General features: G+C 69.9%; 11 protein-coding genes. 6 read left to right on the top strand and 5 right to left on the bottom strand.

The genetic code is table 11. From position 1 onward, the window contains the following. Positions 1 to 233, top strand: a 233-nt coding sequence (locus tag C1H66_RS22970; RefSeq protein ID WP_205738689.1) for a hypothetical protein, incomplete at its 5' end; no start/stop codon positions are given. A 47-nt stretch (positions 234 to 280) separates the two neighbouring features. Further along, positions 281 to 718, top strand: a complete 438-nt coding sequence (locus tag C1H66_RS17280; RefSeq protein ID WP_102629121.1) for a low molecular weight protein-tyrosine-phosphatase — start codon at positions 281 to 283, stop codon at positions 716 to 718. A 225-nt stretch (positions 719 to 943) separates the two neighbouring features. On the opposite strand, the gene acnB is transcribed toward C1H66_RS17280, so the two are convergent. Further along, positions 944 to 3,547: a bifunctional aconitate hydratase 2/2-methylisocitrate dehydratase gene (gene acnB, locus C1H66_RS17275; protein ID WP_102629120.1), complete on the bottom strand. Its 2,604-nt coding sequence runs from the start codon at positions 3,545 to 3,547 to the stop codon at positions 944 to 946. A gap of 252 nt (positions 3,548 to 3,799) precedes the next feature. Between acnB and C1H66_RS17270 the strand changes: the two genes are divergently transcribed. The 3 genes from C1H66_RS17270 to C1H66_RS17260 are packed head-to-tail and all read left to right on the top strand — an operon-like array spanning position 3,800 to position 8,848. After that, a complete protein-coding gene (locus C1H66_RS17270; protein WP_102629119.1) occupies positions 3,800 to 4,243 on the top strand; it encodes a DUF1289 domain-containing protein in 444 nt (147 codons plus the stop codon). A gap of 21 nt (positions 4,244 to 4,264) precedes the next feature. Beyond that, the gene (locus C1H66_RS17265; protein ID WP_102629118.1) at positions 4,265 to 4,912 is read left to right on the top strand and encodes a MiaE family protein; all 648 of its coding nucleotides are present in this window, start codon (positions 4,265 to 4,267) and stop codon (positions 4,910 to 4,912) included. A 33-nt stretch (positions 4,913 to 4,945) separates the two neighbouring features. Beyond that, complete coding sequence (locus C1H66_RS17260) at positions 4,946 to 8,848, top strand: ATP-binding protein (protein WP_102629126.1); 3,903 nt, start codon at positions 4,946 to 4,948, stop codon at positions 8,846 to 8,848. A gap of 289 nt (positions 8,849 to 9,137) precedes the next feature. Here C1H66_RS17260 and C1H66_RS17255 read toward each other — a convergent pair whose 3' ends face one another. From C1H66_RS17255 to queC, 4 genes are read right to left on the bottom strand one after another with little or no spacing between them, the layout of a single operon-like run. After that, complete coding sequence (locus C1H66_RS17255; protein ID WP_102629117.1) at positions 9,138 to 9,416, bottom strand: YkgJ family cysteine cluster protein; 279 nt, start codon at positions 9,414 to 9,416, stop codon at positions 9,138 to 9,140. Between the two features lie 37 nt (positions 9,417 to 9,453). Beyond that, on the bottom strand, positions 9,454 to 10,293 hold the full coding sequence (locus tag C1H66_RS17250) for a 6-carboxytetrahydropterin synthase (RefSeq protein WP_102629116.1): 840 nt from the start codon (positions 10,291 to 10,293) through the stop codon (positions 9,454 to 9,456). Beyond that, entirely contained in the window at positions 10,293 to 10,937 is a 645-nt protein-coding gene (queE, locus tag C1H66_RS17245; RefSeq protein ID WP_102629115.1) for a 7-carboxy-7-deazaguanine synthase, read from the bottom strand. Before queE ends, C1H66_RS17250 begins: the two co-directional genes overlap by 1 nt. Next, positions 10,930 to 11,694, bottom strand: a complete 765-nt coding sequence (gene queC / locus C1H66_RS17240) for a 7-cyano-7-deazaguanine synthase QueC (protein ID WP_102629114.1) — start codon at positions 11,692 to 11,694, stop codon at positions 10,930 to 10,932. Before queC ends, queE begins: the two co-directional genes overlap by 8 nt. 202 nt (positions 11,695 to 11,896) lie before the next feature. Here queC and trhP point away from each other — a divergent pair, with 202 nt between their 5' ends. After that, positions 11,897 to 13,333 (top strand): prephenate-dependent tRNA uridine(34) hydroxylase TrhP, encoded by a 1,437-nt coding sequence (trhP, locus tag C1H66_RS17235; RefSeq protein ID WP_102629113.1) that lies wholly within the window; start codon positions 11,897 to 11,899, stop codon positions 13,331 to 13,333. Positions 13,334 to 13,365: the final 32 nt, after the last annotated feature.

The following is a 13,365-nucleotide window of genomic DNA, read 5'->3' as shown; positions in this document are numbered from 1 at the left end:
CCTGGCGGCTGACCCGCTGGCTCGCCCGGCGGCGCTTCGCGCTGCCGCTCTCGCTGCTGACGCTGCTGCTCTACGGCCTCGCCCGGCTGGCCGAGTACGGCATGAGCTTCCGCTCCCACGATGTCCCCGGCGCCTACCACAGCCTGGTCGGCAGCCTGGGCTGGATCGCCGCGGTGCTGCTCGCCCTGGCGCTGGTCAACCTGCTCGCCGCCTGGCGCTGCCGAGGACGCTAATTTCGCTTTGGGGTCTGACCCCAAAGTTTGCTGACGACGGAGAGAGAATGTTCCAGCATATCCTGGTGGTTTGTGTCGGTAATATCTGCCGTAGCCCGGTGGCCGCCGCCATGCTCAGGGAGCGGCTGCCCGGCCGCCATATCGAATCCGCCGGGCTGGGCGCGCTGGTGGGGCACGGCGTCGAGCCCGCCGCCCGGGCGCTGGCCGAGGCCGACGGGCTGGATGTGGACGGCCACCAGGCCCGCCAGCTCAGCGCCGCGATGCTCGATGCCGCCGACCTGGTGCTGGTGATGAGCGAGGGGCAGCGCCGGGCCGCCGCGGAACTGGCCCCGGCTGCCCTGGGCAAGACCCTGCTGCTTGGCCGCTGGCTGGATGGCGGGAGTGGCCGCGAGATTCCCGACCCCTACCGCCGCGATGCCGAGGTGTTCAGGGTGGTCCACGGCCTGCTGCGTGAAGCCACCGAGAGCTGGGCGGGCAGGTTGTAGGCGGCATCCGCCGGGGCGCCTGACGGCGCCAATCGCGCAGAAGATCTGCGCTCCTACAGGGCAGGCCTTATCCACCCCGTGGGTGCCACGCTCCGCGGGGCGATTGCGTCGCGAAGCGAGGTGGCAAATAAAAAAAGCGCCCCGGGTGGGGCGCTTCGGTCATCGGCTCTGGCCGCCGCGCGACGGCCATCGATGTTGCGAGCATCGGAGTCGAAAGGCAGGGTATCAGGCTTCCTGGGCGACCGGAATCACGTTGGAAGCGGCGTTCTGATACTCCTCGATCTCGTGGAAGTTCATGTAACGATAGATCTCCCCGGCCATGGCGTCGAATTCGCCCATGTAACGGCGGTATTCGTCGACGGTCGGCAGGCGACCCTCCACCGCGGCGACCGCCGCCAGCTCCGCCGAGGCGAGGTAGACGTTGGCGCCGTCGCCCAGGCGGTTGGGGAAGTTGCGGGTGGAGGTGGAGACCACGGTGCTCTTGGCGGCGACACGGGCCTGGTTGCCCATGCACAGCGAGCAGCCCGGCATCTCCATGCGCGCCCCGGCGCGGCCGTAGATGCCGTAGTAGCCTTCCTCGGTCAGCTGGTGCTGGTCCATCTTGGTCGGCGGGGCCAGCCACAGGCGGGTCTTCAGGCTGCCGGCCGGCTGCTTCTCGAGCAGCTTGCCGGCGGCGCGGAAGTGGCCGATGTTGGTCATGCACGAGCCGATGAACACCTCGTCGATCTTCTCGCCGGCCACGTCGGAGAGCAGGCGGGCGTCGTCGGGGTCGTTGGGGGCGCAGAGCACCGGCTCCTTGAGTTCCTCGAGGTCGATCTCGATGACCTCGGCGTACTCGGCGTCCTGGTCGGCGCGCATCAGGCTCGGGTTGGCCAGCCACTCTTCCATGGCCAGGATGCGGCGCTCGATGGTGCGCTTGTCGCCGTAGCCGTTGGCGATCATCCACTTGAGCAGGGTGATGTTGGACTTCAGGTACTCGGTAACGCTCGCTTCACCCAGGGTGATGGTGCAGCCGGCGGCGCTGCGCTCGGCGGAGGCGTCGGAGAGCTCGAAGGCCTGCTCGACGGTGAGGTCCTCGAGGCCCTCGATCTCCAGCACGCGGCCAGAGAAGGCGTTCTTCTTGCCCGACTTCTCGACGGTCAGCAGGCCGGCCTGGATGGCGTAGTAGGGGATGGCGTGGACCAGGTCGCGCAGGGTGACGCCCGGCTGACGCTTGCCCTTGAAGCGCACCAGCACCGATTCCGGCATGTCCAGCGGCATCACGCCGGTGGCGGCGGCGAAGGCCACCAGGCCCGAGCCCGCCGGGAAGGAGATGCCCATGGGGAAGCGGGTGTGGGAGTCACCGCCGGTGCCCACGGTGTCGGGCAGCAGCATGCGGTTCAGCCAGCTGTGGATGATGCCGTCGCCGGGACGCAGCGAGACGCCGCCGCGGTTCATGATGAAGTCGGGCAGGGTGTGGTGGGTGTCCACGTCCACGGGCTTCGGGTAGGCGGCGGTGTGGCAGAAGGACTGCATCACCAGGTCGGCCTGGAAGCCGAGGCAGGCGAGGTCCTTGAGCTCGTCGCGGGTCATCGGGCCGGTGGTGTCCTGGGAGCCCACGGTGGTCATCTTCGGCTCGCAGTACATGCCCGGGCGCACGCCCTCCATGCCGCAGGCCTTGCCGACCATCTTCTGGGCCAGGGTGTACCCCTTGCCGGTGTCGGCGGGCTGCTCGGGCAGGCGGAAGACGTCGGACTGGGGCAGGCCCAGCGACTCGCGCGCCTTGCCGGTCAGGCCGCGGCCGATGATCAGCGGGATGCGGCCGCCGGCGCGCACCTCGTCGAGGATCAGCTGGGTCTTGAGCTCGAAGGTGGTGACGACCTCGTCGGTGCCGTGCTTGCACACCTTGCCTGCATAGGGATAGACGTCGATGACGTCGCCCATCGCCATCTTCGAGACGTCCATCTCCACGGGCAGGGCGCCGGAGTCTTCCATGGTGTTGAAGAAGATCGGGGCGATCTTGCCGCCGAAGCAGAAGCCGCCGGCGCGCTTGTTGGGCACGTTGGGGATGTCGTCGCCGAAGAACCACAGCACCGAGTTGGTGGCGGACTTGCGCGAGGAGCCGGTGCCGACCACGTCGCCGACATAGGCGACCGGGAAGCCCTTGGCCTTGACCGCCTCGATCTGCGCGAGCGGCCCGGTGGTGCCGGGGGCTTCCGGCTCGATGCCGTCGCGCTCGTTCTTGAGCATGGCGTTGGCGTGCAGCGGGATATCGGGGCGCGACCAGGCATCCGGGGCGGGGGAGAGGTCGTCGGTGTTGGTCTCGCCGGGCACCTTGAACACGGTGAGGGTGATCTTCTCGGCGAGGGCGGGCCGGGAGAGGAACCACTCGGCGTCGGCCCAGGACTGGATGACGTCCTTGGCCACGGCGTTGCCGGCGCGGGCACGCTCTTCCACGTCGTGGAAGGCGTCGAACATCAGCAGGGTGTGCTTGAGCTGTTCGCCGGTTTCCTTGGCCAGCTCGGCGTCGTCGAGCAGCTCGACCAGGGAGACGATGTTGTAGCCGCCCTGCATGGTGCCCAGCAGCTTGACCGCGTGCACCTTGTCGATCAGCGGCGACTCGGCCTCGCCCTTGGCGATGGCGGTGAGGAAGCCGGCCTTGACGTAGGCCGCCTCGTCGACCCCCGGGGGAACGCGATTGGTCAGCAGGTCGAGGATGAACTCCTCCTCGCCGGCGGGTGGGCTCTTCAGCAGCTCGATCAGCGCGGCGACCTGCTCGGCGTTCAGCGGCTTCGGCGGGACGCCTTCGGCGGCGCGTTCCTCGACATGTTGGCGATAGGCTTCAAGCACGTTGGGGCCCTCATCTGTTGTGGTGGCCAAAGCACGCCGATTCGACGAAGAACGTCGGCGAAATGGCCGCTTTGGCTAGTGAAACTTCCTAGTCACTGAGTGGCCGCGATTCTACGCCAAACTGTCGACAATGTTAAGCGAGCCCCGTGACGGGGGCCTTGAACTTTGGTCGGCGGGCTATCGGCGCCGCTACATGATGTCACGCAAGGCTGCCCGCGTTACCATTGGTGACGTATCAACGGAGAGGTGTTCATGGGTGCCACCATCACTTCGCCCTGCGTCGGGCTCTGTTCGACCACCCTGGGCGACCGGGTGTGCCGCGGCTGCCAGCGCGGCGACGACGAGATCCGCGACTGGTTCGCGCTGACCGCGGCCGAACGGGCCGAGCGCATGGCCGAGCTGGACGCCTTGCGCGAGACGGTGGCCGGGCACTACCTGCGGCTGGTCGATGCCGAGCGCCTCGCGGCCCAGCTCGAGCGTCACCGTATCCGCGTGCGCCCCGGGCAACCGCCGCTGTCGCGGGCCGTGGAGCTGCTGCGGGTGGGGCGCGAGCGGATGCGTGACCTCTCCCGCTACGGCCTGGCGCCCCGGGAGGCATTCGGCGACCTGGAGGTCGGTGAACTGCATGCACGCCTGAGCGCGGCCCTGGCGGATGCCGCCGAGCGGCGCCGGACCTGCGATGCGACCCTCTCCTGAACCCCCTAGCGAGCCACGACCATGCCAGAGACCCTTGCCGAGCCCCGGGAAGCGCCCCACGCCGAGGCGCTGCTGCCCACCGACCTGCTCGCCTTCCTCGCCTGCCGTACCCCCGACGCCTGGGTGGCCTGGGCGCTGGAGAATCCCGAGCTGCTGCTGATCGACCATGCCCAGTGCGAGAAGAAGGCGGCCTCCACGGCGATGAGCCTGCTCTACCGCTACGTGGACCAGCCGCTGCTGCTGACCAAGATGTCGCAGCTCGCCCGCGAGGAGTTGCTGCACTTCGAGCAGGTGGTGAACCTGATGGAGGAGCGCGGCATCGTCTATCGCCATCTCAGCGCGTCCCGCTACGCCGAGGGGCTGCGTCGTCATGTGCGCGCTCAAGACCCCGAGCGATTGGTCGATATCCTGATCATCGGCGCCTTCATCGAGGCGCGCAGCTGCGAGCGTTTCGCGCGGCTGATCCCGCACCTCGATGACAAACTTGCCAAGTTCTATCGCAGTCTGGTTAAGTCGGAAGGACGCCACTACGAGGATTACCTGATGCTGGCCCGGCATCTCTCCCCGGCGCCCATCGAGTCACGCGTCGCTTTCTTCGCCGAGTGCGAGAGAGAGTTGATCGCCTCGCCCGATACGGTGTTTCGTTTCCACAGCGGCGTGCCGGCCTGAGGCATCCGCTTTCGCCACGCAGGATCGACCATGATGCGGGATTCCTCCGACGTCGTTGACACCAAGGGACCGGACCAGCTGGCGCTGTTCGGCCATTTCACGCTGACCCTGGGCGAGGATGCGATTTCCCAGTTCAGCTACGACAAGGTCAAGGCGCTGCTGGTCTACCTGCTGCTGCACCAGCAGCCCGTGAACCGAGCCACCCTGGCCGAGCTGCTGTGGCCCGACCAGGGGCTGTCGTCGGGGCGCACCAACCTGCGCCATGCCCTGCACTGCCTGCGCCAGTCGCTGGGCGAGGTGGCCGAGCAGGTGTTGGTGGTGTCGCGCCAGACCATCGCCTTCCGCCTGCCGGAGCGCTGGGAGTTCGATCTCCACGAGGTCCAGGCGCATCTCAAGGGGCCGCGGGACGTGGCCACCCTGGAGGCGCTGCTCGCGGATTACCAGGGCGATCTGGTGGAGGAGCTGCAGCTCGCGACCTGTGCCGAGTTCCAGCGCTGGCTGGTGCAGGTGCGCAACGAGTGGCGCCAGCGGGTGATCCGCTTCGCCGAGGCGGTGCTCGAGCAGCACGATCCGATTCCCGACCACCTGCTGCAGGCCCTGGTCAGCCGCTTTCCCGGCTATGGCCCCTTCCACGAGCGGCTGGTGCACCAGCTCGCCGAACAGGGGCAACTGGCCGCCGCCCACGAGCAGTACAACGCCTACCTGCAGCTGCTGGCGCTGTCCGGCCAGCAGCCGGAGCCGGCCTTCCTGCAGCTGGCCCGCTACTGGTCCGATGCCTCATCCGACTGTCACGGTCTCACCGCCCAGAACGGTTTCTCGCGCACCCTGGCGGCGGACAGCTCGCCGCTGCGCGAGGACGAGATCGAGCAGCGCCAGCTCTCGGTGATGGCGATTCGCCTGCGCCTCAGGGGCGATCTCTCCTCGCGGGCCGAGACCCGTGCCTGCCTGGCGCTGCAGTTCGAGCTGATGCGCTGGCTCGAGCAGCAGTGCCACCACCTGGGGGGGTTCTGGCTGCCCGGCGCCTCCGGGGGCCTGGGGCTGGCCTGCTTCGGTACCCACGGCCCGGCCCACCAGCTCGCCGAGCTGGTGGCGCTCTTCGAGCACTGCCGGCGGATGCTGCCCGAGGAGTCGGTCCGCCACTGGAGCGGCGAGGGCGAGCCGCCGCGTGTCGAACTCGCCGCCGGCCTCAACAGCGGGCGGGTGGTCTACCTGCCCGAGCGCCATATGGTCGATCCCCTGGGCCAGGTGAGCCAGGGCTCGCTGGACCTGATGAGCGCCGCCGAGAGCAGCGAACTGGTGATCTCCCAGGAGGCGAGCCAGCACATGCCGCCGGCGCTCGACCTGCAGCCGCGGCTCTCGTCGCGACTGGTGGCGAGCGACGGCCGGGTGCGCCTGCGTGCGCTCGTCCTCGGTGCGAACGAGGGCGGCCGCGAGGCCTTGCCGCCCAGCCTGATCGGCCGCGAGTCGGCGCTGCGCACCCTGCGCGATGCCCTGGCCCGGGCCGGCATCGGCCTGCGCCAGAGCGTGCTGGTGCGCGGCCCCTCGGGCATGGGCAAGTCGGCACTGATGGTCGGCTTCCGCCAGCTCGAGCAGAGCCGCGATGCGGCGATCTGCTGGCAGCCGACCACGCGGCTCTCGGTCCAGGAGCCCTATGGCGTGGCGCGGCTGCTGCTGCGCTGGCGGTTGGCGGGCGAGATCGACGCCGAGGCCCTGTCACGGCTGCTCGCGGCCATCGGCTCGCCCGAACTCGACGAGCGGCGTCGCCAGCTGCTCGAGGAGGCGCTCGGCGTGCGCGAGCCCGACGAGGTAGCGGTGCTGACCCAGAGCGGCGAGGCCGTTGAGCTGGTGGTGGGGCTGCTGCAGCAACTGGTCACCACCCTGACCCGCGAGCGTACCCTGGTGGTGATGATCGACGACCTGCAATGGCTCGACGAACCCTCCTTCAAGGTACTGGCCGGCCTGCAGGCCCGGCTGCCGATCAATTGCGCCTTCCTGCTGGTGGCCAGCCACCATGGCCGCGAGGCACTGCCGGCGCGGCTGCACTGGGACCAGCAGATCACCCTGGGCCGGCTGGATGCCATGCAGGCCTCGCGGCTGCTCTCGCAGCTGGCCAGGCGCTATCGCCTGCACCTCAGCCCGCGGCTGCGCGGCCAGATCATCGAGCGCTGCGACGGCGTGCCGCTCTACCTGCAGGAGATCTGCCGGCGGGTCGACATGGATCGCCGCGAGGGGCGCAGCGTGCAGCTCGACGAGCTGCCCCGCGGGCTGCTGGGGCTGCTCGCCAGCCGCATCGACCAGCTCGACGGCGACCGTGCGGTGGCCCACGTGGCGGCGGTGCTGGGGCGGCGTTTCCGCCTCGACTTCCTCGCCGAGTGCAGCGGCTGGGAGATGTCGCGGCTGACCCGGGCGCTGGAGCAGATGCGCCGGCTGGAGATCATCGAACCGGCCGAGGGCGAGGAGGGCGGACGCGAGTTCCAGTTCACCCACCAGCTGCTCCAGGAGGCCGCCTACCTCTCCTGTCCCCGCGACGTGCGGGTGGCGCTCCACCGCCAGGTCGTCGAGCTGATCGAGGAGCGTTTCCCGGTGTGGATCAGCCGCCACCCGGGTGACTTCGCCACCCACCTGCGCCGCAGTGGGCACTATGCCCGCGGGGCGCGCTACTTCGAGCTGGCCGCCCGCGAGGCGCTCAAGGTCAGCGCCAATCGTACGGCGCTGAAGATGGCCGATTTCGGCCTGGCCAGCCTGCGCCACGTGGACGACCAGGCGGAACGCGAGATCAGCCTGCTCACGGTGCGCGGTCAGGCCGCCTTCGCGCTGGAGGGGCACGGCTCGCCGACCGCCCACGAGAGCTTCGCCAAGGCCCGCGAGCTGCTCGCCGGCACCGGCGAGGCGGCCGATGTCGAGCAGGCGTTCCTCGTCAACTGGGGGCTCTGGGTGGGCTGCAGCCAGCGCCACTCCCATGCCGACGCCTTCTCGCTGGCCTCGCGGCTGGCCGATCTGGCGGCCCAGCTCGACGACCCGCGCTACCGGCGCCTGGCCGACTACGCCCGGGCCAGCTGCGAATACTGGGCCGGCCGCATCGGCCAGGCCTACGATCATCTCGAGGAGATCGATCCGCTCAACGCCCCGATGATGATCGAGTGGCTGCCGTTCTCCGACCATCCCCAGGTGGCGGCGGCGTGCTTCCAGGGCTGGGCCCTCTGCCTGCGCAGCGACTACCGCCGGGCGGAGCAACAGGTCGAGTCGGCCATCCGCCTCGCCGAGCAGATCAACCACCCCGGCAGCCTGGCCATGGCGCTGCTCTACGCCTCGGCCCTCTACCGCCAGCTGGGCCATGTGCACCTGGCGGCGAGCCGCGCCGAACGCGCCTTCCAGCTGACCTGCACGCCCGACCTGCACCTGTGGCAGATCGCCGCCCGCGCGGTGCTCGGCTGGCAGCGGGCCCTCTCGGGCGACCGCGAGGGCCTCTCCCAGATCGAAGCCGCCCTGGAGGAGCTCTCCGAGGTCACCGGTCGCGACCGCTACCAGCGCCCCGCGCTGTGGTACGTGGACGCCTGCATCGCCCTGGGCGAGCTGGCGCGGGCCGAGGACTACCTCGACCAGACCCTGCTGATCGCCCGCGAGCGCACCACCCTGTTCGTGCCCGAGCTGGCCCTGCACCTGGTGCGGGTCCGCCATCGCCTGGGACACTCCCGCGAGGAGGTGCGGGCACTGGCGGAGCAGGCCCTGGCCCAGGCCCGCGACGATGGCAACCTGCACCAGCAGCTGTGTGCCCTGGAACTGTGGCTGACCCTGATCGACCCCGATGACCAGGCGGCCCGCGAGGAGCTGCGCGGGCTGCTGGGCCGGGTGAGCCACAGCGACGCGCCGGTACTGGTGCGCTGGCGCACCCTGCTCGACCGGCGCCTGCCGCTGGTCGTCGATGCCGAAGGGTAGGCGGCGGGTTCGGCCGCCTTCGGTGGTGGCCGCCGGCGTGGCCGATGCCCTCGGCGCCGCTGCGCGGCGCAATCGCCCCGCGGAGCGTGGCTCCCACAGGGAGACGATGCCGGCGTCCCGGCGGCGGCCACCCAAGTGGATGATGCCTGCCCTGTAGGAGCGCAGATCTTCTGCGCGATTGGCGCCGTCGGGCGCCTCGGCGGTGGCCGCCAACGGGGCCGATACCCTCGGCGTGGCTCCTACAGGGTGCTTAACGCCTGCCTGGTGAAAACTGAGCTCTGCGACAGCCTCAGGTCGCGAGCTCCAGGGCGGCGATACGCTCCAGCGCCTGGTCGCGATGCTCGCCGCACAGCTCCCGGTCGAAGCCGAAGCGGGCGCAGACCGCGGGGCGGCGGGGGTCGCCGAACAGCCGGCAGAGGTTGTCGGCATCAAGCTGGACGCAGCGCACCCCGGCCGGCTTGCCGTCGGGCATGCCGGGAATCGCCGAGCTGATCGAGGGGGCGATGCAGCAGGCGCCGCAGCCGGGGCGGCACTCGTCTGCGGTGGCGCGTGCGATGCTCTCCTTCATGCTCCGTGCTCCCCGTTCCCCTCGGCGTCCGCCCGGGTCATGCCTGGGCGATGGCGCCCTTGTCGATGCCTTCGAAGGCCTGGACCCGGGTGGGGTGTCCGCTCTCGCGGGCGATCTCGGTGGCGAGCCAGGCGGCGATCTGCTCCACGGTGGTCGGGGTGGGGAGCACGGCGCAGCGCTCCCGGGGCAGCCGCAGCAGGAAGCTGCCCTGGTCGGAGCGGTAGCGGGTGGTCAGCTGCCCCCGGTACTCGGATTCACCGCCGTCGACGATGTCCTCTTCGCTGACCAGGTAGCGGTCGGCCAGCCAGTCGGCCCACTGCCGTTCGAGTTCGGGAGCGCGGTTGCCGTGCTGCCAGACATGCAGCCGCGAGCGATGCCCGTGGGCGATGCGCTGGCAGTTGCCGGCATGGCGCTTGAGGCCATGGCTGTAGCAGTAGGCCGGGCCGTCGATGGCCTCCTCGTGCAGCCGAAGCCGGATGGCGTCGACCCGGTCGGGGGGGCGGCGCATCAGGTCGTCGGCGAGGCGGTCGCCCAGGCGCTCGGTGGTGATCTCGCTCCACGGCAGCAGGGTGAGGGCCTGGCGCGGGGCGCGGATCTCCATGGGGTAGGGCAGGGAGGTGCGCACGCAGAGCCCCTCGAGGCACTCCTGGACCTCCACTCCGGGGGCCCGTGTCGGCACCAGCAGGGTGTGGTCCGGCCCGGCGTCGAGCCGTGACTTGATCCACGGCTTGACCTCGCCGAAGTCGAATAGCATGCCGTCGCCGCCGAGCTCGCCGTCGAGCTCGGCGTCCACGTGCCAACTGGCGGCGGTGAGGCCGCGGCGTGGGCACCAGAGCGATACGTCCAGTTGGGTCAGGCGGTTGACGAAGAGCGTCATCAGTCGATCCCCGCGATCTTGTGGGTCTGCAGCGCCAGGCGCCATTGGGGGTGGGCCAGGCAGTAGGCCACGGTCTCGGCCATGGGGCTGTCGGTCCGGCCCAGCGGGGCGGTGTCCATCGGCTGCAGGAAGAAGTGGTGAAAGTCGAGCCCGGCGAAGCGCTCGGGGGGAGCCGCGTCCTGGGGGTAGACCAGCTTGAGTTCGTCGCCCGCGGTCAGCGTCAGCGAGGTGGCGCCCTTGGGGCTGACGCAGAGCCAGTCGATGCCGGCGGGGGCGGGCAGGGTGCCGTTGGTCTCCACCGCTACCTCGAAGCCTCGGGCGTGCATGGCGTCGATCAGCGCCTCGTCGAGCTGCAGCAGCGGTTCGCCGCCGGTGAACACCACATAGGGCGTGGCGACGCCGGCCTCGGCGGGCCAGAGCGCGGCGAGATGCCCGGCCAGAGCCGCGGCATCGGCGAAGCGTCCGCCGTGCTGGCCGTCGGTGCCGACGAAGTCGGTATCGCAGAAGTGGCAGGCGGCGCCGGCACGGTCCCGCTCGCGCCCCGACCAGAGGTTGCAGCCGGAAAAGCGACAGAAGACGCTGGCGCGACCGGCCCGGGCGCCCTCGCCCTGCAGCGAGTAGAAGGCCTCCTTGACGCTATACATCGGGCGCTCCCCGGGCGGCGGCATCGGGCCGCTGTGAAGTGCCGGCGGCATCGGGCCGCTGTGAAGTGCCGGCGGCATCGGGCCGCTCTCGATAGCCCAGGGGATCCGAGGCACCGTTGGCGGCGAAGGCCGCCAGCCGCTCGCGGCAGCTGCCGCAGCGCCCGCAGGCGAGGTCCTCGCCCCGGTAGCAGGTCCAGGTGTCGGCGTAGTCGAGCCCCATGGCCAGGCCGTCGGCGAGGATCTCCGCCTTGCTCGCCCGCAGGTAGGGGGCGTGGATCTCCACGGGGGCGAAGTTGGCGATGCCCGCCACGGCGTTCATCGCCTCGACGAACTCGGGGCGGCAGTCGGGGTAGAGCACGTGGTCGCCGCCGTGGGCGCCGTAGTCGACCCGGCCGGCGCCGATGTTCACCGCCTTGGCGATGGCCAGCGAGAGCAGGATCATGTTGCGGTTGGGCACCACCGTGGCGGTCAGGTTCTCCTGGCCATAGTCGCCCTCGGGCATCTCGCGGCTGGCGTCGGTGAGCGCCGAGTTGTCGATCAGGCCATGGATGGCGCGGATGTCGACCACCTGGTGGGGGACGCCGAGCCGGCGGCACACCCGGGCCGCCACCTCGAGCTCACGGGCATGGCGCTGGCCGTAGTCGAAGGAGAGGGCGTGGACGTCGAGGCCCTCGCCCAGGGCACGATGCAACACGGTGAAGGAGTCCATGCCGCCGGAGTAGATCACGACGGTGGCAGGCGCACTCGAATGGGTCATAGCGGGGCTCTTGTCGGAGAATTTGTCGGGCCGTCGCAACGGCGTTCCGGGGTCCGGTCCGGAAGGGGACACAGTGTACGCAACTGGACGAAATCTGGCCAGAATCGGTTGCAGTTGCTAGACTTTCGCGCCTTCCCCCTTCATCGCACCCCTGGCGGCGGCGTCCGCTGCCGGTGCCATCGTCCTGACAACGGTGACCTCCATGAAAGCCCCTGAACTGCTGTCGCCCGCCGGCACCTTCAAGAACATGCGCTATGCCTTCGCCTACGGGGCGGATGCCGTCTATGCCGGCCAGCCGCGCTACTCGCTGCGGGTGCGCAACAACGACTTCAAGATCGACAACCTGCACAAGGGCATCGCCTACGCCCACGAGCGGGGCAAGCAGTTCTACGTGGCCTCGAACATCGCCCCGCACAACAGCAAGCTCAGGACCTACCTGCGCGACATGGAGCCGGTGATCGAGGCCGGGCCCGATGCGCTGATCATGTCCGATCCGGGGCTGATCATGATGATCCGCGAGCGCTGGCCGGAGCAGGTGATCCACCTCTCGGTGCAGTCCAACGTGGTCAACTACGCCGCCGCGCGGTTCTGGCAGCAGCAGGGCATCAGCCGCATCATCCTGTCGCGGGAGCTGTCGCTGGCCGAGATCGCCGAGATCCGCGCCGAATGCCCCGACCTCGAGATCGAGACCTTCGTCCACGGCGCGCTGTGCATCGCCTACTCCGGGCGCTGCCTGCTCTCCGGCTACTTCAACCACCGCGATCCCAACCAGGGCACCTGCACCAATGCCTGCCGCTGGAAGTACAACACCGTGGCCGCCGCCCAGGACGAGACCGGCGACCTGGTGCCGGCCAACTCGGCGGCGGCCCATGCGGCGAGCGGCGTCTGGAGTCCGGGGCAGGATGGGCCGCCGGGCGGGCTGATCGCCTCCGGCGGCGGCAGCGCGACCCTGGAGAACCTTTCTCAAAACACGGCGACGGCCGGCGGCGTCGAGGGCCAGGACGAGCTCTCGGCGCTGATTGAGGACCGCACCCGCCCGGGCGAGCTGATGCCGGTGTTCGAGGACGAGCACGGCACCTACATCATGAACTCCAAGGACCTGCGCGCCGTGCAGCACGTGCCACGGCTCACCGAGATGGGCGTGACCTCGCTGAAGATCGAGGGGCGCACCAAGTCCCACTACTACGTGGCGCGCACCGCCCAGGTCTACCGGCGCGCCATCGACGATGCGGTGGCCGGCCGGCCGTTCGACATGCGCCTGATGGACGAGCTCGACAACCTGGCCAACCGCGGCTACACGGAGGGCTTCTACCGTCGCCACGTCCACGACGAGTACCAGAACTACGAGCAGGGCAACTCGGTGGGCGTGCACCAGCAGTTCGTCGGCGAGGTGATCGGCTATGACCCGGGCCGTGGCGTGCTGGAAGTGGACGTCAAGAACCGCTTCGAGGTCGGTGACGGCATGGAGCTGATGCTGCCCGGCGGTAACCGCCGCTTCGTGCTCGAGCAGATCGAGAACCGCCGCGGCGAATCGGTGGGCGTGGCCCCGGGGTCCGGCCACGTGGTGCGCATCCCGGTGCCGGGCGAGGCGATCGACCCCGCGCGCATCGAGTTTGCGCTGCTGATGCGGGACCTGTAGCCGCGCTGTGCGATTGGCGCCGCAGGCGCCCG

It is taken from the genome of Halomonas heilongjiangensis, assembly GCF_002879645.1.
GTDB lineage: Bacteria > Pseudomonadota > Gammaproteobacteria > Pseudomonadales > Halomonadaceae > Halomonas > Halomonas heilongjiangensis.
Note: the sequence above shows the minus strand (reverse complement) of the source record. Positions and strands in the feature narration are given on the sequence as shown.

What these genes read in the sequence shown, in the direction of transcription:
- C1H66_RS17260 (WP_102629126.1), top strand. Translation starts at nt 4,946, where the DNA reads ATGCGGGATTCCTCCGACGTCGTTGACACCAAGGGACCGGACCAGCTG.
- queC (WP_102629114.1), bottom strand. Translation starts at nt 11,694, where the DNA reads ATGACCCATTCGAGTGCGCCTGCCACCGTCGTGATCTACTCCGGCGGC.
- C1H66_RS17270 (WP_102629119.1), top strand. Translation starts at nt 3,800, where the DNA reads ATGGGTGCCACCATCACTTCGCCCTGCGTCGGGCTCTGTTCGACCACC.
- queE (WP_102629115.1), bottom strand. Translation starts at nt 10,937, where the DNA reads ATGTATAGCGTCAAGGAGGCCTTCTACTCGCTGCAGGGCGAGGGCGCC.
- C1H66_RS17280 (WP_102629121.1), top strand. Translation starts at nt 281, where the DNA reads ATGTTCCAGCATATCCTGGTGGTTTGTGTCGGTAATATCTGCCGTAGC.
- C1H66_RS17255 (WP_102629117.1), bottom strand. Translation starts at nt 9,416, where the DNA reads ATGAAGGAGAGCATCGCACGCGCCACCGCAGACGAGTGCCGCCCCGGC.
- trhP (WP_102629113.1), top strand. Translation starts at nt 11,897, where the DNA reads ATGAAAGCCCCTGAACTGCTGTCGCCCGCCGGCACCTTCAAGAACATG.
- C1H66_RS17250 (WP_102629116.1), bottom strand. Translation starts at nt 10,293, where the DNA reads ATGACGCTCTTCGTCAACCGCCTGACCCAACTGGACGTATCGCTCTGG.
- C1H66_RS17265 (WP_102629118.1), top strand. Translation starts at nt 4,265, where the DNA reads ATGCCAGAGACCCTTGCCGAGCCCCGGGAAGCGCCCCACGCCGAGGCG.